We start from the raw sequence: 22,900 nt of genomic DNA, 5'->3' as shown, positions 1-22,900 counted from the left end.
CCCGACGTCAGTTCCGAACGACGGGCGCAAAACACGTGCTGCCCCGATCCGCACAAATAAGGGCGACCATGTAGGCGAAGATCGGATCCAAAGCTTTCTGATTGAACATGATGCCAAAGCTGCCTGTTATGACGTAGCTGCTGACGAGCAGAAGAGCGAGCGCAATCGCTAAATCCCGGCCCGGTCCCGGTTCTTTTCTCCACGCGCCGATCACGGGCGTCAGCAGCATCAGCGAAAGCGCTGCAATGCCGAAAACGCCGGCGTCGATTCCCGCGGTCAGAAAGCCGTTATGGACATGCGAGTAAGGCAACTGCGGCCTTATATTATCGGGAAGCTCTGCCAAAACCGAACTCATTCGGTTCTGCGGGCCATAACCTGTCAACGGGTCCTTACTGATTGCTGATAGTGCGCCTTTGTACAAGGCGAACCGGGCACTCAGCGACGTGATCTCGCCGTCGGTGCGTTCGAGCGACGTCAGATTTTCCTGAAGCGCCTGGATGCGATGGAGGATCTGGCCGCTGCCCAGGGTGAGAAGTCCCACCAACAGCAGAGAGCTGGTAATAGCCAGGCTGCGCAAACTCAGATGGAAGCTGTGTTTGCGAAAATACCAGAGAAAGATGACGATATGGATGGGAATGACCAGCCAGGCCGAGCGCGTTCCGGAAAGCAGAACGCAGCCTAGACCCGCGGCATATCCCAATATCGCAATTCTTTGCTCCACGCTTCTGGGAGATTGAATGTTGAGAAGCGCAATGCCGCCGAACAGAATACCTATCACGCCGAGGAGTGCAGCGTTGGACGTTCCAGCCTCTGCTCTCTCCATCAGAAACATGATCTGCAGGAGACTGAAAAGAAAGGTGACAATCATGCCGATGCCTGCGCCGAGGATAAAGAGCGGCACGAGACGGCCATCGGGAGATTGGCGCATTCGCGGCAATATCAGCCAGATGGAAAAGAAAGGCAGGAGCCGGAATATCCAGTCCGGTACTTCGGAGTAAGGCGGATTGATGAAAATGCTGGCGATCATCACCAGCGGATAGATCGACATGAAAATGGCAACGAGCCGGTCGGATTTCGACAGGTTCAAGGCGAGGCTGCCCGTCGCCAGACAGTAGACGCCCCACACCATCGACGCGAGGAGGATGAAGGAGTTAAAGTTCGGCGAAAGCCCTGGAAGGATTGCAAAGAGAAAGACGGCAATGCGGTTGTTTCGGTCGAGTGCGCTTCCGGCCTCGTCCCCCGGATAAAGCACTGCCATCTTGAGTTGTCTAAAATAATTCACTTTGCCGGTCCTGACCGTGTCGATGCTGCCTCGCTAAGGATCGTCATCACAGCTGTCAAGCTGTGATAACGGTGCAATCTATGGCTTCATTCGACGTGGTATTCCGGCAACAGGCATCCGGACAGACGTAGTTCTGTTCGATGATGGGTGGCAAGTGCGTGCGACGGTAAGGCCAGCTTGAACAGAAAACACGTCTGAGGTGCGAGCTTGATGTGACGGTGTAGCAAGCAGCCCGACGGGGCGCTCCGAGAAAAGAGAAGGCGGCGCCATCGGGATCGGCATGGCTAGTCGAAGAACCGATGCATGCGCCTCGTTGAAGTGACGCGGCTGCCGCTATCGCCAATATGGGCGTGTCGAACCTTCCGCCGACGATCGACCAAGGAGATAGCCAAGCCCGAATGCGACAATGCCGGTGGTGAGCAGCAATGCGCTTGCGGTATGCGGGTGCTCTCTGGCACCCAAGGCGACGGCATAAGCCTCACGTTTCATCTCTTTGGCTGCCGACTTCGCGACCTTGGTCAATCCCTCCGGCTGCTCAGCGGGCGTTCCGGTGAATCCGGCGTTCAAGTTCTGTTTGTCGGTCATGTCGGGCACCTTTCTGAATGGCAAGAGGTCTGAGATTGGCGCGAGGCGGAAGTTCAATCCTGCTCGCGTGTGCCGGGGGAGGCTTCGCGTTGATCGGCGTCATCGAGATCGGTCTTGACGAGGAAGGCATCCGTATGTTCGCGCGAGGCCTCTCGCAATGCTGCGAGGTTTGGAGGATTGTCGGCTTCGCCCTGCTGCGCATCGAGTTCATGTTCGGCCAGGGTCCAGTGATGCCCGTGCTTGCCTTCCGGCCTCCCTTCTTTCTCCCACAGGGAATATGCCCTTCCTCGGATCTCCTCCTCGCGAGTGGCTGCCGGCGACCCGCCGCTCGGCCTGTCGATTTGGTTTGCGGCTTGCCGAACCATCTTCCGTCCGCAAGCGTCCGCGGCGGGTGGAGTTTTCGGCCGGCCGCCGTCAGTCGTATTTTCGTTTGTCTTGCGTGGTGCTGGCTTTTTCATGGGGATCTCCTTGCGGATCTCAACCAACTTGGCCGATCTAAGTTCCAAACAAAGAGTGCCTCGGCGGTAGAGATCGGCTTTTCATTTCCGCGAGGTCTATGCCGTTCACCCGCGCTTGCGCGCTGTAATTGCCGTTCCATGTTTTTGCCTCGAGCCCGTGGCCCGCGGGTCGACTTGCTTCGCGAAGCGTCGAACCTTGAGCAGCGTCTCTTGGCACGGCGATAAAGCTGATATACTAGTATGCCACGGAGTTTCAGCGTCCCGGTATATCCATGCGGCAAGCATCAGAAACCGAAGTTTTGGTCGTCCCGACGTCGCGGGAGCCCGGGGGCAGGCTGCGCCGTATCACCACGGCCGGCGCCATCTACGATCGCCTCTATGCCGACATCGTGTCGCTGCGGATGCCGCCCGGCATGCTGCTGCAGGAAAAACGGATCGCCGATGATTTCGGCGTCAGCCGCACGCCGGTGCGCGAGGCGCTTCTCCGGCTTTCCGAAGGCGGACTGGTCGATATCTACCCGCAGTCGGGCACCGTCGTGTCGCGGGTGCCGGTCTCGGCGATCCCTGAGGCGGTCGTCGTGCGCAAGGCGCTCGAAGGCGCGACCGTCGAGGCTGCGGCTCTGACCGCGACGGCCACCGATATCGCCCGTCTCGATGCCATCATAGCCCGCCAGCAGGCCCATGCCGCGACCGGCAACGCCTCGAGCTTCCATGAGGAGGACGAGGCCTTTCATGAGGCGATCGCGCAGATCTCAGGTTATCCCGGCATCTGGGCAATCCTGAAAACGGTTAAGGTGCAGATCGACCGGGCTCGGCGCCTGACTTTGCCGGCGCTTGGGCGCACGGATAATGTCGTGCAGGAACACATGATCATCCGCGATGCGCTCGCCGCCCATGATGCGGCGGTTGCACGCAGCGCGATGACCCATCATCTGAGTGCCGTCATTCCCGATGTCGACGAGTTGCGCGCGCGTTACCCCGATTATTTCTGCTGACGGCAGACCAACACGAAACGAAAAGCGAGAGGGAAGGAAGAAGGATGCGACAGGGTTGGAGATGGTTCGGACCGGAAGCGCCGGTGACGCTAGATGATGTCCGCCAGACGGGCGCGACGAATATCGTCTCTTCATTGCATCAGGTGCCGATCGGGAGGGCCTGGACGGAGAAGGAAGTGCGCGAACGGCAGGCTCTGATCGAGACGACACCCGGCGACCGCTCGCCGCTCGTCTGGTCGGTGGTCGAGAGCATCCCGATCCCCGATGCCGTCAAGCGCAAGGGCGGGGAGGCGAAGGCCGAAATCGAGGCGTGGATCGCCAGTCTCGAAGCGGTCGCCGCCTGTGGTATTCCGATCGTCTGCTATAATTTCATGCCGGTGGTGGACTGGACCCGCACCGAACTCGATTTCGTGACGCCGACCGGCGCCACTGCCATGCGCTTCGACCACGAGCGTTTTGCAGCCTTCGATCTCTTCATTCTGGAACGGCCGGATGCGGCGCAGCACTATTCCAGCGAAGACCGTGAACGGGCGCGTATTGTCTTCGAAGCGATGACGGACGACGAGATCGCCGACATCACCCGCATCATCACTTCGGCTCTGCCGGGGTCCACCACCGAACCTCTGACCATTCCGGCTTTCCGCGAAAAGCTCGTCGCCTATAGTGGCATCGATGCCGCAAGACTGCGCCGGCATCTGATTGAATTCCTGGAGGCGGTGACGCCTGCTGCCGAAGCCCGCGGCGTCAAGCTGACGCTGCATCCCGATGATCCGCCGCGTTCGCTGTTCGGTCTGCCGCGCATCGCCTCGACGGCGGACGACTATGCCGCTCTCTTCGATGCGGTGCCGTCGGCGGCGAACGGCATGTGTTATTGCACCGGCAGCCTCGGCGTGCGCGCCGAAAACGACCTGCCGGCGATCGCCCGGCGTTTTGCTTCGCGCATCCACTTCGCCCATCTGCGCGCCACGACGCGCGAGGGTGACGGCCGGACATTCCATGAAAGCGCGCATCTGGAAGGCGACGTCGACATGGTCGCCGTTCTCAGCGAACTGGTCGCCGAAGACCGCCACCGCAGTCCCGAAGACACCATCGTGTTCCGATCGGACCATGGCCATCGCATGCTCGACGACCTCGACAAGGTCGTCACACCAGGCTACCCGGCGATCGGCCGCATGCGCGGCCTCGCCGAACTGCGCGGCATCCTGCATGCGCTGGGCGCTCCGCCAAACTGAGGTGTTGTCTCTGGCCGAGGAGGGGGCGAGACGTTGCCACTTGTCTCTTCTCCCCAGCGGGGAGAAGTGCCGGAGCGATAGCGAGGCGATGAGGGGGGCTTCACGGCACACCGCTCAATATTGCCCTTCCGCTTGCGCTCAATGCCGTCCCGAGCGCCATCATGGCGGTCGCCCTTGCCCTGACGCTCGACAAGCAGCCGATGCAGCTCGGCCTTTTGAGGGAAGGCGACTGGGCGGGGATATTCACCATGGCCATTGGCCTGTCGGCACTGCAGACGGTGCTCGAGGAAGGCAATAAGGAGGACTGGTTCTCCTCGCCCTTCATCGTCAAGCTCAGTATCGTTGCCTTTGCCTTCCTCGTCGCCTTCATTTGGATCGAGCTCACGGTGAAGAAGCCGCTGGTCAAGCTCAGCCTGCTCAGGCAGCGCAATTTCGGCATCGGCGTTGCCGTCAACGTGCTGGTCGGCGTCTCCCTCTTCGGCACGGTCTACATCCTGCCGCAATATCTCGGCCAGGTGCAGCGATACAATGCCGAGCAGATCGGCAACGTGCTGGCCTGGACCGGCCTGCCACAGCTGCTTTTGATCCCTCTCGTGCCGATGATGATGAAACGCTTCGATGCGCGGTATATCGGCTTCCTCGGCATCTCGATCTTCGCGATCAGCTGCTTCATGAACATCACGTTGTCCGCCGACACGGCAGGTGACCAGTTCTGGATCCCGAATATCGTCCGGGCCATCGGCCAGGCTCTCGTGCTGACGCCGATCACCGCCATCACCACCGCCGGCATTGCGCCTTCAGATGCGGCCGCCGCCTCGGGCCTGACCAACATGCTGCGCAATCTCGGCGGCGCTGTCGGCACGGCAACGCTCGGCACGGTGCTGACCAAACGCGAGCAGTTCCACTCGAACATCATCGGCCAGTCGGTAACGCTCGGCCGCGATGAAGTCCGCACCCGTCTCGACCAATTGACAGCCTATTTCGTCCAACATGGGGTCTCCGACCATACCGTCGCAGCCCAGAAGGCCGTCGTGGCGCTTGGCCAGGTCGTCAAACGCCAGGCCCTCATCCTCGGTTTTGCCGATACATTCGCCGTCATCGGCGTGGTTCTCGCCATTGCAGCCGTCGCCCTGCTGCTTACCCAAAAACCGCGGGCCGGCGGTGGCGCCGGCGCTCACTGAGACATCGGCGCTCGCCCGGCTTCCCGGCGAGCGCTTTCTGTCTGTCCCTATTCCGGAATTTTGACCGTGAAGGCGAAGCTCGCCACCGCACCCGGCGCCAGGATCGTGGTCGACGGCCTCGCCGACAGCTCGCTCGACCCTCCAGCTTCCGCAGCCGTTCCATGCCACGGCTCGATGCAGAGGAAGGGCGCACCCGGCTTGGTCCACAGCGCAAGGTTGGGCAGGTTTTCGAAATGGAACTGCATGGTCGGCCCGCCTTCGGCGCCGTAACTCAAGCTTTCGCCCGCACCATCAGGGAAAATCATCGCATCCTGCTCGAACATGGCGTGATCGAGCACCAGCCGGCCGGCATCGAACGGCGAGGGTAGGGTCGCGGGGTTGATGAGACCGCCTTCCAGCCGCACAAGCGCCGGCTCGCCTTTATTGTCGAGCGTCACGATATGGTCGCGCCTGGAAGCACCTGGCAATGGCCAGGCGAAGGCCGAATGGAAGCCGAGACCGAAGGGCATCGGCTTATGGTCGCGATTGGTAACCTCGGCCGTGACGGTCAACGCGCGGCCCTCGACCGCATGCACCACGGCCAGCTGAAATTCGAACGGATAGACCGCCCGGGTCGCATCCGAGGCGGCCAGTTCGAACCGGCACATCGTCTCAGTGGAGGCCGCAAGCACGAATTCGCTGCGGCGGGCAAAGCCATGCTGGGCCATCGGATAGACCATGCCGTCGATCGCGATCTTGTCATCCGGCGCCTTGCCGACGATCGGAAACAGGATCGGCGACCGCCCGGTCCAGAAGGCTGCGTCGCCGGTCCATAACCACGAGCGTCCGTCGCTTGACCTCAGCGCCTGCATCTCGGCGCCGAGAGAGGAGACATCGACTGTGAGATCCTCATTCCCGATCCGGATGGAGATTGGCATCGCGTTTCCTTTCGCATTGGTGCGGCACCAAGCCATACCGTTCCGCACCGGGGATTTCCACCCAATAGAGAGGCTCGACGGCTGATGTGCCAGCCGACGCCGCGTCATTTTCGCATCGCGCCCAATCTCGCGATCACCTCGTTCGGGATGCCGTAGCGCTGAATGGCGTCGCGGTTGTTCCGCAAGCCGCAGATCTCGCGTTGGATGAAAAACGCCCAGACGGCGTCGGAGGCTTCGTTGACAAGTCTCTCGCGTTCTTCGGCGCTCTGGCGATCGGGAGCCCAGGCCTTCAGGGCGGCAAGGGCTGCCTCCACCTTTAGCCCGTGACGTCCGAGCGAATCCGCGCGTTCCGACATCAACTCGTATTCGAGGACGTTGAAGCCGTTTCTATCCTGCTCGGATTGTCTGAAGGATTGCGGCGGACGAACGCTCATTGGCACAGGTCTCCGTTGGCGTGAGCCGCGATATTATCCAATCCTGTTGCAAATTAAAGAAGGTGAGCATGATGTGGTTCGAAAACCGCTCAGGCTTTTCGGCATCATATTCTTGATCGAGAGGGTGGGAAACAGGGCTATCCTGCGATTTCCCCGCATGGCATAAGCGCGCCAAAATCTCCTTCTCCAGGCGCCGCGTAAATCATGATCCGTATCGAAAATATCAGCAAGCAGCTCAGCCACCGCATCCTCTTCATCGAGGCTTCCGCAGCGCTCAACAGAGGCGAGAAGATCGGTCTCGTCGGCCCGAACGGCGCCGGCAAGACGACCGTTTTCCGGATGATCAACGGCGAGGAGCAGCCCGACGAGGGGCAGGTCTCCTGCGAGAAGGGCGTCACCATCGGCTATTTCAACCAGGACGTCGGCGAGATGGCCGGCCACAGCGCCGTCGCCGAGGTGATGAACGGCGCCGGGCCGGTCAGCATCGTTGCTGCGGAGTTGCGCGAGCTCGAAGCCGCCATGGCCGATCCCGAGCAGGCCGACGACATGGACAACATCATAGAGCGCTATGGCGAGGTGCAGGCGCGCTACGAGGAGCTGGACGGTTACGCGCTCGAGGGACGCGCCCGCGAAGTGCTCGCGGGCCTGAGCTTCAGCCAGGAGATCATGGACGGCGATGTCGGCGCGCTGTCGGGCGGCTGGAAGATGCGCGTGGCGCTTGCCCGCATTCTGCTGATGCGCCCCGATGTCATGCTGCTCGACGAGCCGAGCAACCATCTGGATCTGGAAAGCCTGATCTGGCTGGAAGAGTTCCTGAAGGGTTATGAGGGCGCGCTGCTGATGACCTCGCACGACCGCGAGTTCATGAACCGCATCGTCACCAAGATCATCGAGATCGACGGCGGCATGCTGACGGCCTATTCCGGCGACTACGAATTCTACGAGCAGCAGCGGGCGCAGAACGAGAAACAGCAGCAGGCCCAGTTCGAGCGCCAGCAGGCGATGCTCGCCAAGGAAATCAAGTTCATCGAGCGGTTCAAGGCGCGCGCCTCGCATGCCTCGCAGGTGCAGAGCCGCGTCAAGAAGCTGGAGAAGATCGACCGGGTAGAGCCGCCTAAGCGCCGCCAGTCGGTCGCCTTCGATTTCCAGCCTGCACCGCGCTCTGGCGAGGACGTGGTCAGCCTGAAGGGCGTCCACAAGAAATACGGCAGTCGAAGCATTTATGAAGGGCTGGATTTCATGGTGCGGCGCCGGGAACGCTGGTGCATCATGGGCATCAACGGCGCCGGCAAATCGACGCTGCTGAAACTGGTGACGGGCACTGCCGAGCCTGACGAAGGCAGCGTCGCTCTCGGCGCCAGTGTCAAGATGGGCTATTTCGCCCAGCACGCCATGGATATTCTCGATGGCGAGCACACCGTCTTCCAATCGTTGGAACACCGTTTTCCCCAGGCAGGGCAGGGGCCTTTGCGTGCGCTAGCCGGATGTTTCGGCTTCTCCGGCGACGATATCGAAAAGCGGTGTCGGGTGCTGTCAGGCGGTGAGAAGGCGCGGCTGGTCATGGCAATGATGCTGTTCGACCCGCCGAACCTGCTCGTGCTCGACGAGCCGACGAACCACCTCGACCTCGACACCAAGGAAATGCTGATCAAGGCGCTGTCGCAATATGAGGGCACCATGCTGTTCGTCTCGCACGACCGGCATTTCCTGGCGGCACTCTCCAACCGGGTGCTGGAGCTGACGCCCGACGGCATCCATCAATATGGCGGCGGCTATACCGAATATGTGGCGCGCACCGGTCAGGAGGCGCCCGGCCTGCGAAGCTGACGATTATTTTGCCCGGCATGTCGAAACCATCAGTGTCGAAACGACCGGTGAAGAGCCGGCTAGCGACATCGATTGGCCGCTCGGGGCAACGGAGGAGAAAACGCACCGCGGCCTTTGCGGATCCATCGGGCCATGTTCGGGAAGTCGCGCGGGAATTGCGCTAGACGGCTGCCGCGCGTCTGAAATCGGCTCCAAATTTTAGGGGTTGCGACACGCGGTTCGATCGGTTGCGGACGGATTCGACGGTTGTCGCCACGATGATGACCAAATTCCGTGGTGTTCGGAGGCCTCTTCATGCAATCGGGGACGGGCGCATCGGCATGGACTGGATCAATCGTTATATCGATCAGCCGCTACTGCACGGCGCGGCGGGTTTGCTGCGGAGTTGGCATCTCCGCACGCGGCAACCGCCGGAGCTGCTGGAGCCGACGTGGAATCTCGTTGTGCTCTCCTTTCTCCTGATCGCGAGCGGGCAGGTCATGGCCGGCGAGACTTTCACGCTCAGTGTTGCCGCGCTGGTCATGCTGGCGCTGCCGTCCGCGCGAAAGCTGCTTTCGGCTGTGAAGGCAGGGCAAGGCAGTTACGGCGCCCGGGAGTACAAGTCGCTGAGAGCACGCGCCATCGCCAAACGTGAGGCAGAGTGGTCGGTGCGGATCATCGTCCTCTTCGCATCGGCCTGCCTTCCGTTCATCGCCCGCATCGACGATCCGGTGGGAGCCTGTTTCATGCTGGGAGCCAGCATCTGGTTCGTGCTGACCGGGCCGCTCAAGGCCTATCTCGACGCGGCCGAACCTCCCGAGCCGAATGAAGGCGACCGGATGTATAGCGGCGTCTTTCACGTCGGCTGAATGGAACTGCTGCGACGTTGCAGGCCCCGGCCATTAGGCAGATGGGAACCAAATGGGGCTGCCTCCGTTATCTCCGCAGCAACGTACAAGGAGATTGCGATGCTTTATTACGCTCTGGTGTTTCTCGTCGTGGCCTTGATTGCCGGCGTCCTCGGATTTGGCGGCATCGCAGGGGCTTCAGCTTCCATTGCCCAGGTTCTGTTCTTCATTTTCCTGGTGCTGTTCGTCGTATCGCTCGTCATGCAACTGATGCGAAAAGTATAACGCGAACAGATTAAAGTATAAAAACCCGGCGAAACATCCGCCGGGTTTTTCTTTATTGCCACATTCGGTTTGACGTCTCTGTCACTGAAGGTTTCCGTCCCGGTCGTGGTCGGCTGTCGCGAAATCCGCCATCACCCGCTGCATGAATTCGCTTCGGCTGATCCGGCCGTTGTGGTTCGCGTCGGTCAAAGTGAATTGCTCGACCGTCAGGATCTGCACCGTCTCGTCGGACTGCAGGCTGCCGTCCTTGTTCTTGTCGAGACTTCCGAAAGCCGTGCCCATGAAGGTCTCGTATTCCGATCGGTCGACGGTCTTGCTGGTATTTGCGTCAAGCCGATCCATGTGGCCCTGATACATCGATCCGGGCTGTTGCTGTTGTTGCGCCGCTGCCCCAACGCATTGGCACAGTATGAATGTGGTCACCAAAGCCAAGGTCTTCATCGCTTGATATCCCTCCCCAATTAGCGGCAAGCCAGACGGTTGCCGACGTAACCGCCGCCGCCGATGCCGGCGCCGACAGCAAGCACCTGCCCGGTTCCGGCGCCGATCGTGCTGCCGATCAAGCCACCGACAATCGCGCCGCCGACGGTTCCAGCGATGCAGCCGAATTCTGAATTACGATCTGCGACGGCCTGCGACGTCGGGCCGGACTGGCAGGCGGAGATGGCAAGGCATCCCGCCAGTATGATGTTTGTCCTGTGTATGCGCATCTTTCCCTCCCGATAAATTACCCGTTATCTCCAATATAGATCGGCAGGCGTACGATTGTCCGGCCCCCGCGAAAATATCGCCTACTGATATTTCTCAAATTCAGACTTAGTTTCTGTTCGAACAGAAGCAGAATTCCGGAAAACAAGCGGAAATTCTGCGGCAATGCCAAGCAATCATGCCGTTTCCTCTCCAGTTGCAGTACTGCATGGAGAGTATTTTCAAATAGTACAGCTATCTATACGGCATGGCAACCTGCGCGATCATTGATCGCCTATCCAAATAGGGGCGCCTGCGATGTGCATGATACCGCTCGTCGAGAGTTGACGGCGATCAAGATCGTGCCTTTCCGGCAACCATCCCTGACAAGATCGTGAAATAACCGGATGACGCGAAAAGGTGCCTTCGAAATGTCCCAATGGGAGCTGAACCGTAAGCGTGTTTGTCGCTTGCGCCCTCCCAGGCGCTTTGACATGCGATGCGTAAATGATGCCGGTTCGGGATCGTTTTGCGGTTCCGTCCGTTATCTGTTGCCGAATCTGGTGGCGAGTAGCCGGGTATGCTCCCGTCACGATTTGAGAAGGAGAGACTTATGAACAAAATTCTTGCGACGGCGTTTGCCGCGGTATCGTTGACGTTTGTCGGCGCTGGGGCGGTCAATGCCGCCGACCTCGGCAACAGGACATATGAAGAGCCGGACCTGCGCAATGGCGTGAAGATCGGTTACCTCACCTGCGATATCGGCGGCGGCACGGGTTACGTGCTCGGTTCCTCCAAAGAGGCCGACTGCATCTTCCAGTCGACCGTCGGCAACGAACTTTCGGATCGTTATACGGGTGAAATGAGAAAGCTCGGCATCGACCTTGGCTTCACCACGCGCAGCCGCCTGATCTGGGCCGTGTTCGCGCCGACGGCCGGCTATCACCGCGGATCGCTCGCCGGCCTCTACGTCGGCGCCACCGCCGAAGCGACGCTCGGCGCCGGTGTCGGCGCCAATCTCCTGGTTGGTGGCACTTCCGGTTCGATCCATCTGCAGACGGTCAGCCTGACCGGTCAGCTCGGCCTCAACGTTGCGGCCGGCAGCGCCTCGATGACGCTCACACCAGCCAATTGATATGGCCTTTTTGACATCCCCTGCCGCGTCGCGGCAGGGGATGTCATCTCGTCTGGGGCGCGATTTCGCACCCTCGCATGCCCAGGCCGGATCACGACATGATGGATATTCGAATGGCAACGCCTGGCGAGGACGAGATCCTGGTCGGGCACTATCTAAAGATCTGGGACAGCTACGGCACACCACCGGAACACTACAGGCCTGATGCCGGGGCGCGGATATTGTCTTCATCAGAAGCGGTCGCGAAGAGCGCCGCCTGACCTCGTTCCTCGCCATCGTCGACGGTGACATTGCCGGTTCCGCATCCTGCCAGCTGCACCAATCGCCGTTTCCGGAGATCATCCGGCCGGAACAGCGGCTGCACGGTTACATCTGGTCCGTCTATGTTGACGACGCCTTCCGCCGGCGTCGGCATCGCACTTGCGTTAACCAACAAGGCTGTCGACTATCTGAATCGATCGGCTGCACGACTGCTGTCATTCATGCCTCCGATGCCGGCGAACCCGTCTATCACGCCACTGGTTTCGAACTGGCGAAAGAAATGCGCCTGAAGTTTTCGGCGGAGTAGCGACCGGCGATCGCCGGAGCCGCCGCCAGCTTTCCGCCTACGCTTTCGCTCGGCCGGGTGCGATAAAAGTAGCGATCGTCGCCTCGTCATGGCCGGCCTCACGCAGGAAGCGGCTGGCGAATTCGATGGCAGGACTTCTAAGGGCCTCGTCCGGTCTAATCAGGTGAAAGGCCACATGATAATCGAGCGTCCGCTCCGACACCGCGACGACGCGCCCGGTGGCCAACGCGGCATCCGACAGCGGCGGCCGCGCGAGCGCGATCCCGAGGCCCTGCGCGCAGGCATCGATCACCAGATTATAGTCCTCGAAGCGCCGATCATGGCCGCGTGGTATATAGTCGACGCCCTCACGAGAGAGCCAGCGCCGCCAGCCTTCAATATTCGAATCGTGCAGGATCGGCAGATCGAGCAGCGCCAAGGCATCGGAGCGCTGCCCGAGCCGCTCCGCCAGCGCCGGGGCGGCGATCGGAAATGATTTCTCCTGCCAGAGCGGCAGGGCGCGCACGCCGGCCCATGGTCCCTTGCCGCAGCGAATGGCAAGATCCGCGCCTTCGCCGAAATCCGCCAGCCGGTGTTCGAGCGTCAGCTCGACATGCAGCTCGTTTCCTTCGAGCTTCGGCAGGCGTTGAAACAGCCATAGAGAGGCGACAGAGGGCGTCACCGAAAGGCGTACCACCGCCTTGTTGCGGCGAGGCAGCCAGCGTTCGCCGCTATTGCCGAGCAGCGTAAGTGCTTCTTCCGCCCGCGCGAAAAACCGCATGCCTTCCGGCGTCAGGCGCACGCCTCGGGCTTCGCGCGCAAACAGGCGAACGCCCATCCAGCGCTCCAGCCGCGAGACCTGCCGCGACACCGCGCCGTGGGTGATGCCGCTTTCCTCGGCGGCAGCCGAAAACGATCCGAGCCGGGCGGCGCGGGCAAAGGTCTCGATCGTATCGAGCGGCGGAAGCACTGGCGAGCTGTGAACCATGCGCACATTTGATCATCGATTGCGATGCTTTTCAAGCACGCATCGAAGGCCTAATCACTGTCGCAGGAACATATGGAGGCAAAAATGAGCATGGTGGCAAGCGTACCGGTTTCGACGAAACAGCAAGGCGGGTTCGATCTGGTCGCCTTTGCGGCGATCGTCGTCACCATCCTCTCCTGGGCTTCCTCCTTCGTGGTGATCCGCATCTGTCTCGGACCGCTGACGCCGATCGAACTGGCGACGGCGCGTTATGTGGCAGCCGGCGTCATCGCCCTCGTCTATCTCGTCATCTATCGGCCGATGCCGGAAAAACGCGATTTTTTCCGCCTCTCCGTTGCCGCGGTGCTCTTCATCGCCGCCTATGCGGTTCTGCTGAACACTGGCGAGCAGACCGTTGCGGCGGGACCGGCAAGCTTCATCATCAACACCATGCCCGTCTTCACTGCCCTTATTGCCACATTCGCGCTCGGCGAGCGCTTCGGCCGCTGGGGCTGGGTGGGCACGGCAGTTTCCTTCGGCGGCGTGGCGCTGATCGCGGTCGCCTCCGACAGCGGCTTCAGGCTCGATCCGAATGCCGTCCTCATCCTTGGCGCAGCGCTCTGCTCGGCAGTCGCCAGCGTGCTGCAGAAGCCGCTGCTCGGGCGGTTGCCGGCGCTTGCCGTCACTGCCTGGATTCTGCTCATCGGTTCCGTGCCGCTGTTTCCGGCCGTTCCGGCGACGATCGAGGCGCTGGCCGCCGCACCGGCGGAGGTGAACTGGGGCGTTGCCTATCTCGTTATCTTCCCGACCGCGATCGGCTATCTCACCTGGGCAATCGCCCTGAAGCGGCTGACGGCCGCCCGCGCCTCGAATTTCCTCTACGGCGTTCCCCCCGTCGCCACGCTGATCGGGTTCGTCTGGCTGGGCGAAACACCGACGGCGCTCGGCGCGGTCGGCGGAGTCATGGCAATCCTCGGCGTGCTCGTCGTCAACGTGATGCGGAAGCGGTAGCGTCGAATTCGGGCCGGGAAGGCGGCCCGGTAACAGATAGGCATTGCGCTGCGGTTCGCTTTCTTTAAAACGAAAGCAGATCGAAAGGCGCACGCTCATGTTCTTGACCGACCGGCAAATTGAAATCGTGGCGATTGCGAAATCGAGCGGCAGGGTTCTGGTCGAGGAGCTCGCCTCCCGCTTTTCGGTGACGCCACAGACGATCCGCAAGGACCTCAACGATCTCTGCGATGCGCAGGTGCTGACGCGCATCCATGGCGGCGCCACATTCCCGAGCGGGACCGAGAATGTCAAATACGAAGCGCGCCGTCAGATCGCCGCTTCCGAGAAGCAGGCGATCGGCATTGCCGCGGTCGAGCTGATTCCGAGCGGGGCCTCGCTATTCATCAATATCGGAACCACGACCGAGGCGGTGGGCGAGGCGCTCGCCAACCATCACGAGCTGATGGTGATCACCAACAATATAAATGTTGCCAATAGGTTACGTCTGCTGCCGGCGATCGAGGTGGTGATCGCAGGCGGGGTCGTGCGCGGTTCGGACGGCGGGATCGTCGGCGAGGCGGCCGTCGATTTCATCCGCCAGTTCAAGGTCGACTACGCCGTGATCGGCGCGTCGGCGATCGATATCGACGGCGCGCTTCTTGACTATGATTTTCGCGAAGTGAAGGTCGCCCAGGCCATCATCGCCAATGCCCGGCATGTCATTCTCGTTGCTGATTCGACGAAGTTCGAACGCACGGCACCGGTCAGGATCGGTCAGCTTTCCCAGGTTCATACCTTCATCACCGATCGCTGTCCTGTGCCGTCGATCCGCAATCTCTGCCTCGAAAACAATGTGAAACTGATCGAAACGAACGGCAGATCTCGCTAGACAACGGACCCTCACAAACATTCGTTTGACATTCGTATTCCTTTCGTTTTAACTGATGTTACTTTCGCAATTGCGCAAGTTTTGTGCGATGCGAAATTGACTGCGGGCTCGGAGGGGGAATTGGGCCGAAATATTCACGACATATTCGTCATCGGTGGCGGCATTAACGGCTGCGGCATTGCGCGCGATGCCGTCGGGCGCGGTTATTCGGTGGCGCTGGCGGAGATGAACGATTTCGCCTCGGGTACCTCGTCGGGCGCCACCAAGCTGATCCATGGCGGCCTGCGTTACCTCGAGCATTACGAGTTCCGGCTGGTGCGTGAATCGCTGATGGAGCGCGAGATCCTCTGGGCGATGGCCCCGCACATCATTTGGCCGCTGCGCTTCGTGCTGCCCTACCACAAGGGTGGCATCCGCCCGGCCTGGCTGATCCGGCTCGGCCTCTTCCTCTACGACCATCTTGGCGGCCGCAAGCTGTTGCCGCCGACATCGGTGCTCGACATGCGCCGCGATCCGGCCGGAAAGCCGCTGAAAGCGCTGTTTTCCAAGGCCTTTGAATATTCCGATGGTTGGGTCGACGATGCCCGCATGGTGGTGCTGAACGCCCGAGACGCGGCCGACAAAGGCGCGCAGATCATGCCGCGCACCAAAGTGGTGTCGGCAAGGCGCGAGAATGGGCTGTGGCAGATCGAGACCACCGATACCGTCTCCGGTCGCAATGACAGCCATCAGGCCCGCATGCTGGTCAATGCTGCCGGTCCCTGGGTCGACCATGTCATTCGTTCCGCCTTTGGCCAGAACGAAGCCCATCATGTCCGCCTCGTCCAGGGTAGCCATATCGTCGTGAAGAAGAAATTCGACGATGTGAGAGCCTATTTCTTCCAGAATCCCGACAACCGCATCATCTTCGCCATTCCCTATGAGGGTGACTTCACCCTGATCGGCACCACGGATCGCGACTACACCGCTGATCCCAAGGACGTCCGGATTTCGGAGGAGGAGACCGCCTACCTTTGCAACGCAGCGTCGGAATATTTCAAGGAGCCGGTGAGGCCGGAGGATATCGTCTGGACCTATTCGGCGGTCAGGCCGCTTTATGACGATGGCGCCTCGAAGGCGCAGGAAGCGACGCGCGACTATGTGCTGAAGCTGGAAGGCGAGGGTGACGCTGCGCCGTTGCTCAACGTTTTCGGCGGCAAGCTCACCACCTATCGCCGGCTTTCCGAACATGCGCTGGAGAAGATCGGTGCTGCGATCGGCGCCAAAGGCGCCCCGTGGACGGCCAAAAGCCATCTGCCGGGCGGCGATTTCCCTGTCCGGGGTTACGAGGCGCAGGTTGACAAGCTCAAGCGGCGTTATTCGTTCCTCGCCGATCGGCATGCCCGCCGGCTGGTGCGCCGCTACGGTACAAAGGCAGAGCTGTTACTTGGCGATGCCCGCGGCATCGACGATCTCGGACGGCTGTTCGGCGGCGATCTCTACGAGGCAGAGGTCACCTATCTCGTCGAGCAGGAATGGGCCCGGCACGCCGAAGACGTGCTGTGGAGGAGAACAAAGGATGGTCTGCGCCTTTCGAGGGAGCAGGCCCAGTCACTGGAGGAGTACATGGCTGCCATGCCGGCGATGGCCGGGTAGGAGCCATGTGGTCCCGATGCGTGGAGGCACGGGAATCGGAATGCTGGAACTGCGAAACGCCGCCAAGATGGTGGGCGCGGACTATCATATCTATCCGACCGACCTGGTTCTCGAGCGGGGCACGCTGAACGTCCTGCTCGGGCCGACGCTCGCGGGTAAGACCTCGCTGATGCGGCTGATGGCGGGGCTCGACCGGCCGACCGGCGGCTCCATCCATTTCGACGGCACTGACGTCACCGGCATGCCGGTGCAGAAGCGCAACGTCGCTATGGTCTACCAACAGTTCATCAACTATCCGGCGCTGACCGTCTACGACAACATCGCCTCGCCGATGCGCATATCGGGCAAGGATGCCGCGACGATCGACCGTGAGGTGCGCAAGGCGGCCGAGCTGCTGAAGCTGACGCCCTATCTCGACCGCACCCCGCTCAATCTGTCCGGCGGCCAGCAGCAGCGCACGGCGCTTGCGCGCGCACTCGTCAAGAATGCCAGCCTCGTGCTGATGGACGAGCCGCTCGCCAATCTCGATTACAAGCTGCGCGAGGAACTGCGCGAGGAACTGCCGAAGATCTTTGCCCAATCCGGCGCGATCTTCGTCTATGCGACGACCGAGCCTTCCGAGGCGCTCCTGCTTGGCGGCAATACGGCAACGCTGAACCAGGGCCGGGTGACCCAGTTCGGGCCGACGATCGAGGTCTATCGCCGACCCGTCGATCTCGCCACCGCCGGCATTTTCGCCGATCCGCCGCTGAACACCCTCGACGTCACGAAATCCGGCAATGTGTTCACGCGTCCGAGCGGGGTGACGATCTCGGTTCCCTCGCATCTGGCCGTCGTGCCGGATGGTCCCGCCACCATCGCCTTTCACCCGCATCATCTCGGCCTTGCGCCGCAGACCGGCGACGCGGCCCGCCTGCAGGCGCGTACGCTGGTTTCCGAAATCACCGGCTCGGAGAGCTTCGTTCACCTGGAATATGACGGTGTGCGCTGGGTGATGCTGGCGCACGGCATTCACGACATCGATCCCGACATGGAAGTTGAGGCCTTTCTCGACACTCGCCACCTGATGGCCTTCGGCAGCGACGGCCGCGCCATCGCTGCGGCCGGCCGCGCTACTGCAGCAGCTGGAAAGGCGTAGGAGAGCACAATGGCACGCATCACCCTCGACCATATCCGCCACGCCTACGGCGCCAATCCGAAGTCCGACAAGGATTATTCGCTGAAGGAAGTCGACCACGAATGGAACGATGGCGGCGCCTATGCGCTGCTCGGCCCTTCCGGCTGCGGCAAGACCACGCTGCTCAACATCATCTCCGGGCTGCTACAGCCCTCGCACGGCCGCATCCTCTTCGACGGCAACGATGTCACGAACCTTTCGACGCAGAGCCGCAACATCGCCCAGGTCTTCCAGTTCCCCGTCATCTACGACACGATGACCGTTTACGACAATCTCGCCTTTCCCCTGCGCAACCGCGGTGTGGCCGAGGCGGATGTCGACCGGCGTGTCCGCGATATCCTCGAAATGATCGATCTCGCCGGCTGGGCCAGGCGCAAGGCGCAGGGCCTGACCGCTGACCAGAAGCAGAAGATCTCGCTCGGCCGCGGACTGGTGCGCAACGACGTCAACGCCATCCTGTTCGATGAGCCGCTGACCGTTATCGACCCGCATATGAAATGGGTGCTGCGCTCGCAGCTGAAGCGGCTGCACAAGCAGTTCGGCTTCACCATGGTCTATGTCACCCACGACCAGACCGAGGCGCTGACTTTCGCCGAGAAGGTCGTCGTCATGTATGACGGCCAGATCGTCCAGATCGGCACGCCGGCCGAGCTCTTCGAGCGGCCGAGCCATACCTTCGTCGGATATTTCATCGGTTCGCCGGGCATGAATTTCATGCCGGCCAGGATCGAGGGCAGCGCTGTTAAGGTCGGAGACGAGACCCTGACGCTGGATTACGCGCCGAAGACGTCAGGCACGGCCAAAACCGAACTCGGAATCCGTCCCGAATTCATTCGCCTCGGACGGGAGGGCATGCAGGTCACGATCAGCAAGGTCGAGGATATCGGTCGGCAGAAGATCGTGCGCGCCCGCTTTGCCGGCCAGCCGATCGCCATCGTCGTGACTGAAGACGCCGACATTCCCGCGGACGCCCGCGTCACCTTTGATCCGTCCGCCATCAGCATCTACGCCGACAGTTGGCGTGTCGGCAGGGAGGCCTGAACCATGCAGAAGACGTGGAATAACAAAGCCTGGTTTCTGGTCCTGCCGGTGCTGCTGCTCGTGGCGTTTTCGGCCGTCATCCCGCTGATGACCGTCGTCAATTATTCAGTGCAGGATACGTTCGGCAACAACGAGTTCTTCTGGGCCGGTACCGACTGGTTCGTCCAGACCCTGCATTCCGACCGCTTCTGGGAATCGCTCCAGCGAAATCTGCTGTTCTCCTTCATCATCCTGGCGCTGGAGATTCCGCTTGGCATCTTCATCGCGCTCAACATGCCGAAATCAGGACCGGGCGTTCCCGTCTGCCTGGTGCTGATGGCGCTGCCGCTGCTCATTCCGTGGAACGTCGTCGGCACCATCTGGCAGGTCTTCGGACGCGTCGATATCGGCTTGCTCGGCCACACGCTCGAAGCCATCGGCCTCGACTATAATTATGTCCGCGATCCCATCGATGCCTGGGTGACGGTTATCGTCATGGATGTCTGGCACTGGACAAGCCTCGTCGTGCTGCTTTGCTATGCGGGCCTGGTGTCGATCCCGGACGCCTATTACCAGGCCGCCAAGATCGACGGCGCCTCGCGCTGGTCCGTCTTCCGCTACATCCAGCTGCCGAAGATGAAGCGGGTACTGCTGATTGCCGTGCTCCTGCGCTTCATGGACAGCTTCATGATCTATACCGAGCCTTTCGTGGTCACCGGCGGCGGGCCCGGCAATTCGACGACCTTCCTCTCCATCGACCTCGTGAAGATGGCCGTCGGCCAATTCGACCTTGGCCCGGCGGCGGCGATGTCGATCATCTACTTCCTCATCATCCTGCTGCTCTCATGGGTATTCTACACCGTGATGACCAGCAGCGACGCGAGCTAAAAGGGAGGGCGAGAATATGACCAACAAATACAAACCTGCAGGCAGCCTCTCCTGGCTCGTTCCGACGATCTACATCATCTTCCTGATCCTGCCGATCTACTGGCTCGTCAATATGAGCTTCAAAGAGAATTCCGAGATCACCGGCGCCTTCTCGCTCTGGCCGACGAACCCGACGCTGCGCAACTACACGGTCATCTTTACCGATCCGTCCTGGTATAATGGCTATATCAACTCGATCATCTATGTGGTGATGAACACGGTGATCTCGGTTGCTGCGGCGCTGCCGGCAGCCTACGCCTTCTCGCGCTACCGTTTCCTCGGCGACAAGCACCTGTTCTTCTGGCTGCTGACCAACCGCATGGCGCCGCCGGCGGTCTTCGCGCTGCCGTTCTTCCAGCTCTATTCGGCCTTCGGCCTGATCGACACGCACATCGCCGTGGCCCTTGCACACTGCCTGTTCAACGTGCCGCTCGCCGTCTGGATCCTCGAAGGCTTCATGTCCGGTGTGCCGAAGGAGATCGACGAGACCGCCTATATCGACGGTTATTCCTTCCCGCGTTTCTTCATCAAGATCTTCATTCCGCTGATCGCCAGCGGCGTCGGTGTCGCGGGCTTCTTCTGCTTCATGTTTTCGTGGGTCGAGCTGCTGCTGGCCCGCACGCTGACGACGACGGCGGCAAAGCCGATCTCGGCGATCATGACGCGAACGGTCTCCGCCTCGGGCATGGACTGGGGCGTGCTGGCAGCGGCCGGCGTGCTCACCATCATTCCGGGCGCACTCGTCATCTATTTCGTCCGCAACTACATCGCCAAGGGCTTCGCGCTCGGGCGCGTTTGAGGAGGAGACGGTCATGAATTTTTCCTGGATGGCCTGGACGCTGCCGACGACGCTGTTCTTCCTGACGATCCTGGCGCTTCTGATCGCCATGAGTGTCTGGGAATATTTTTCGCCGGGCGGCTCGCCGCGCACGGGCGTGCTGCGTTTCGAGACGACCCGCGGCGACCGGCTCTTCATTTCGCTGCTGGGAGCAGCGTTCATTCATCTTGCATGGCTTGGGCTCGGTGGGCCTAACCTGTGGTGGGCTCTCGCCATCTCCGTGGTCTACGCCATCGGCGTCTTCCGCTACGTGTGACGGCAAGGAGAAGACAGATGGCCGGGGGTACCGGCCGCCTGAGACGTGACTGCAATCGCAAACCCTGGGAGGATATTATGCGAAGGCACTTATTGACGACGACAGCAGGCTTGCTGCTGGCAATGACAGCATCGGCTTATGCCGGCATGGACGAGGCCAAGACGTTCCTCGACAAGGAAGTCGGTGATCTCTCGGCGCTTCCGCGCGCCGACCAGGAAAAGGAAATGCAGTGGTTCGTTGATGCTGCAAAGCCTTTCGCCGGCCTGGACATCAAGGTCGTGTCCGAAACTATCACGACCCATGAATACGAATCGAAGGTGCTGGCGCCCGCCTTCACGGCGATCACCGGCATCAAAATCACGCACGACCTCATCGGCGAAGGCGACGTGGTCGAGAAGCTGCAGACGCAGATGCAATCGGGCGAAAACATCTATGACGCCTATATCAACGATAGCGACCTGATCGGCACCCATTGGCGCTATCAGCAGGCCCGCTCGCTGACCGACTGGATGGCCAACGAAGGCAAGGATGTCACCAATCCCGGCCTCGACATCGACGACTTCATCGGCAAGTCCTTCACCACGGCGCCTGACGGCAAGCTCTACCAGCTGCCTGACCAGCAGTTCGCGAACCTCTATTGGTTCCGTTACGACTGGTTCAACGACGAGAAGAACAAGGCGGACTTCAAGGCGAAGTACGGCTACGATCTCGGCGTGCCGGTCAACTGGTCGGCCTATGAGGATATTGCCGAGTTCTTCACCGGCCGCGAGATCGACGGCAAGAAGGTCTTCGGTCATATGGACTACGGCAAGAAGGACCCATCGCTCGGATGGCGCTTCACCGATGCCTGGCTGTCTATGGCCGGCAACGGCGACAAGGGCATCCCGAACGGCAAGCCGGTCGATGAATGGGGCATCAAGGTCGACGAGAACTCCCGTCCGGTCGGCTCGTGCGTCGCGCGCGGCGGCGATACCAACGGCCCTGCTGCGGTCTATTCCATCCAGAAATATCTGGACTGGATGAAGGCCTATGCACCGGCTGCCGCCCAGGGCATGACCTTCTCCGAGTCCGGCCCGGTCCCATCGCAGGGCGAAGTCGCCCAGCAGATGTTCACCTACACGGCCTTCACAGCCGATTTCGTCAAGGAAGGCCTGCCGGTCGTCAATGCGGACGGCACGCCGAAATGGCGTTTCGCACCGAGCCCGCATGGTGTCTACTGGAAGGACGGCATGAAGCTCGGCTATCAGGATGCCGGTTCGTGGACGCTGATGAAGTCTACGCCTGACGACCGCGCCAAGGCGGCCTGGCTCTATGCCCAGTTCGTCACCTCGAAGACCGTCGACGTGAAGAAGAGCCACATGGGCTTGACCTTCATTCGCCAGTCGACGCTGGATCACAAATCCTTCACCGATCGTGCGCCGAAACTCGGCGGTCTGATCGAGTTCTATCGTTCGCCGGCCCGCCTGCAGTGGTCGCCGACCGGTACGAACGTTCCTGACTATCCGAAGCTCGCTCAGCTTTGGTGGCAGGCGATTGGTGATGCCTCTTCCGGCGCCAAGACGGCGCAGGGGGCGATGGACTCGCTCTGCGCCGAACAGGAAAAGGTGCTGCAACGACTGGAACGCGCCAAGGTCCAGGGTGACATCGGCCCGAAGCTCGCCGAGGAGCATGATCTCGCCTATTGGAACGCGGATGCGGTGAAGAACGGCAACCTTGCCCCGCAGCTGAAGATCGAGAACGAGAAGGACAAGCCGGTCACTGTCAACTACGACGAACTCGTCAAGAGCTGGCAGAAGTAGTAAGGCG

At 61.1% G+C, this 22,900-nt stretch carries 23 protein-coding genes and 2 pseudogenes; 17 read left to right on the top strand and 8 right to left on the bottom strand.

All coding sequences use genetic code 11. From position 1 onward, the window contains the following. Nucleotides 1-7 precede the first annotated feature (7 nt). From RWK44_RS12205 to RWK44_RS12195, 3 genes are all read right to left on the bottom strand, one after another. The gene (locus RWK44_RS12205; protein WP_077979741.1) at nt 8-1,282 is read right to left on the bottom strand and encodes an O-antigen ligase family protein; all 1,275 of its coding nucleotides are present in this window, start codon (nt 1,280-1,282) and stop codon (nt 8-10) included. A 333-nt stretch (nt 1,283-1,615) separates the two neighbouring features. Beyond that, nucleotides 1,616-1,867 carry a hypothetical protein gene (locus tag RWK44_RS12200; RefSeq protein ID WP_025398493.1) on the bottom strand — a complete coding sequence of 84 codons (252 nt, stop codon included), beginning with the start codon at nt 1,865-1,867 and terminating at the stop codon, nt 1,616-1,618. A gap of 53 nt (nt 1,868-1,920) precedes the next feature. Continuing rightward, entirely contained in the window at nt 1,921-2,325 is a 405-nt protein-coding gene (locus tag RWK44_RS12195) for a DUF2934 domain-containing protein (RefSeq protein ID WP_168282839.1), read from the bottom strand. 272 nt (nt 2,326-2,597) lie between these two features. Between RWK44_RS12195 and RWK44_RS12190 the strand changes: the two genes are divergently transcribed. The 3 genes and pseudogenes from RWK44_RS12190 to RWK44_RS12180 form a co-directional block, all read left to right on the top strand. Next, entirely contained in the window at nt 2,598-3,320 is a 723-nt protein-coding gene (locus RWK44_RS12190; RefSeq protein WP_168282841.1) for a GntR family transcriptional regulator, read from the top strand. A gap of 44 nt (nt 3,321-3,364) precedes the next feature. Continuing rightward, entirely contained in the window at nt 3,365-4,552 is a 1,188-nt protein-coding gene (gene uxuA / locus RWK44_RS12185) for a mannonate dehydratase (RefSeq protein WP_020047598.1), read from the top strand. 137 nt (nt 4,553-4,689) lie between these two features. Then, nucleotides 4,690-5,733: pseudogene (locus RWK44_RS12180) on the top strand (MFS transporter); the annotation flags it as partial. Nucleotides 5,734-5,780: 47 nt separating this feature from the next. Here RWK44_RS12180 and RWK44_RS12175 read toward each other — a convergent pair. Both RWK44_RS12175 and RWK44_RS12170 read right to left on the bottom strand, forming a co-directional pair. Next, a complete protein-coding gene (locus RWK44_RS12175; protein ID WP_168282843.1) occupies nt 5,781-6,650 on the bottom strand; it encodes an aldose 1-epimerase family protein in 870 nt (289 codons plus the stop codon). 104 nt (nt 6,651-6,754) lie between these two features. After that, nucleotides 6,755-7,084 carry a DUF6665 family protein gene (locus RWK44_RS12170; RefSeq protein ID WP_168282845.1) on the bottom strand — a complete coding sequence of 110 codons (330 nt, stop codon included), beginning with the start codon at nt 7,082-7,084 and terminating at the stop codon, nt 6,755-6,757. Between the two features lie 204 nt (nt 7,085-7,288). Between RWK44_RS12170 and abc-f the strand changes: the two genes are divergently transcribed. The 3 genes from abc-f (at nt 7,289) to RWK44_RS12155 (ending at nt 10,023) form a co-directional block, all read left to right on the top strand. After that, the gene (abc-f, locus tag RWK44_RS12165) at nt 7,289-8,911 is read left to right on the top strand and encodes a ribosomal protection-like ABC-F family protein (protein WP_168282847.1); all 1,623 of its coding nucleotides are present in this window, start codon (nt 7,289-7,291) and stop codon (nt 8,909-8,911) included. Nucleotides 8,912-9,168: 257 nt separating this feature from the next. Further along, entirely contained in the window at nt 9,169-9,759 is a 591-nt protein-coding gene (locus RWK44_RS12160; RefSeq protein ID WP_026264630.1) for a hypothetical protein, read from the top strand. A gap of 99 nt (nt 9,760-9,858) precedes the next feature. Next, nucleotides 9,859-10,023, top strand: coding sequence for a DUF1328 domain-containing protein (locus tag RWK44_RS12155; protein ID WP_017969338.1), 165 nt, complete (start codon nt 9,859-9,861; stop codon nt 10,021-10,023). Nucleotides 10,024-10,104: 81 nt separating this feature from the next. Here RWK44_RS12155 and RWK44_RS12150 read toward each other — a convergent pair whose 3' ends face one another. Next, a complete protein-coding gene (locus tag RWK44_RS12150) occupies nt 10,105-10,464 on the bottom strand; it encodes an EF-hand domain-containing protein (protein WP_168263095.1) in 360 nt (119 codons plus the stop codon). 20 nt (nt 10,465-10,484) lie between these two features. After that, complete coding sequence (locus RWK44_RS12145; protein WP_168282849.1) at nt 10,485-10,733, bottom strand: hypothetical protein; 249 nt, start codon at nt 10,731-10,733, stop codon at nt 10,485-10,487. Nucleotides 10,734-11,323: 590 nt separating this feature from the next. Here RWK44_RS12145 and RWK44_RS12140 point away from each other — a divergent pair. Next, nucleotides 11,324-11,845: a DUF992 domain-containing protein gene (locus tag RWK44_RS12140; RefSeq protein ID WP_168282850.1), complete on the top strand. Its 522-nt coding sequence runs from the start codon at nt 11,324-11,326 to the stop codon at nt 11,843-11,845. A 77-nt stretch (nt 11,846-11,922) separates the two neighbouring features. Further along, a pseudogene (locus tag RWK44_RS12135) lies at nt 11,923-12,413 on the top strand (GNAT family N-acetyltransferase). Between the two features lie 37 nt (nt 12,414-12,450). Here RWK44_RS12135 and RWK44_RS12130 read toward each other — a convergent pair. Continuing rightward, complete coding sequence (locus tag RWK44_RS12130; protein WP_168282852.1) at nt 12,451-13,380, bottom strand: LysR family transcriptional regulator; 930 nt, start codon at nt 13,378-13,380, stop codon at nt 12,451-12,453. A 72-nt stretch (nt 13,381-13,452) separates the two neighbouring features. On the opposite strand from RWK44_RS12130, the gene RWK44_RS12125 reads away from it, so the two are divergent. The 9 genes from RWK44_RS12125 to RWK44_RS12085 all read left to right on the top strand — a co-directional run bounded on the left by RWK44_RS12125 (nt 13,453) and on the right by RWK44_RS12085 (nt 22,893). Further along, the gene (locus RWK44_RS12125; RefSeq protein ID WP_168282854.1) at nt 13,453-14,370 is read left to right on the top strand and encodes a DMT family transporter; all 918 of its coding nucleotides are present in this window, start codon (nt 13,453-13,455) and stop codon (nt 14,368-14,370) included. Nucleotides 14,371-14,467: 97 nt separating this feature from the next. Further along, nucleotides 14,468-15,241, top strand: a complete 774-nt coding sequence (locus tag RWK44_RS12120; protein WP_168282856.1) for a DeoR/GlpR family DNA-binding transcription regulator — start codon at nt 14,468-14,470, stop codon at nt 15,239-15,241. A 120-nt stretch (nt 15,242-15,361) separates the two neighbouring features. Then, nucleotides 15,362-16,876 carry a glycerol-3-phosphate dehydrogenase gene (gene glpD, locus RWK44_RS12115; protein WP_168282858.1) on the top strand — a complete coding sequence of 505 codons (1,515 nt, stop codon included), beginning with the start codon at nt 15,362-15,364 and terminating at the stop codon, nt 16,874-16,876. Nucleotides 16,877-16,916: 40 nt separating this feature from the next. Then, nucleotides 16,917-18,014 (top strand): ABC transporter ATP-binding protein, encoded by a 1,098-nt coding sequence (locus tag RWK44_RS12110; protein WP_222061907.1) that lies wholly within the window; start codon nt 16,917-16,919, stop codon nt 18,012-18,014. A gap of 9 nt (nt 18,015-18,023) precedes the next feature. Then, complete coding sequence (locus RWK44_RS12105) at nt 18,024-19,094, top strand: ABC transporter ATP-binding protein (protein ID WP_017957586.1); 1,071 nt, start codon at nt 18,024-18,026, stop codon at nt 19,092-19,094. Nucleotides 19,095-19,097: 3 nt separating this feature from the next. Next, nucleotides 19,098-19,961 (top strand): carbohydrate ABC transporter permease, encoded by an 864-nt coding sequence (locus RWK44_RS12100; protein ID WP_020047583.1) that lies wholly within the window; start codon nt 19,098-19,100, stop codon nt 19,959-19,961. A gap of 16 nt (nt 19,962-19,977) precedes the next feature. Continuing rightward, nucleotides 19,978-20,799, top strand: a complete 822-nt coding sequence (locus tag RWK44_RS12095; protein ID WP_131629873.1) for a carbohydrate ABC transporter permease — start codon at nt 19,978-19,980, stop codon at nt 20,797-20,799. Nucleotides 20,800-20,812: 13 nt separating this feature from the next. Further along, nucleotides 20,813-21,094: a DUF2160 domain-containing protein gene (locus tag RWK44_RS12090; RefSeq protein ID WP_168271143.1), complete on the top strand. Its 282-nt coding sequence runs from the start codon at nt 20,813-20,815 to the stop codon at nt 21,092-21,094. 77 nt (nt 21,095-21,171) lie between these two features. Continuing rightward, nucleotides 21,172-22,893, top strand: coding sequence for an ABC transporter substrate-binding protein (locus RWK44_RS12085; protein WP_027667043.1), 1,722 nt, complete (start codon nt 21,172-21,174; stop codon nt 22,891-22,893). Nucleotides 22,894-22,900: the final 7 nt, after the last annotated feature.

This window comes from Rhizobium sp. 25PS6, assembly GCF_032464655.1.
GTDB lineage: Bacteria > Pseudomonadota > Alphaproteobacteria > Rhizobiales > Rhizobiaceae > Rhizobium > Rhizobium laguerreae.
This window is presented reverse-complemented; position numbering and strand designations above follow the sequence as displayed.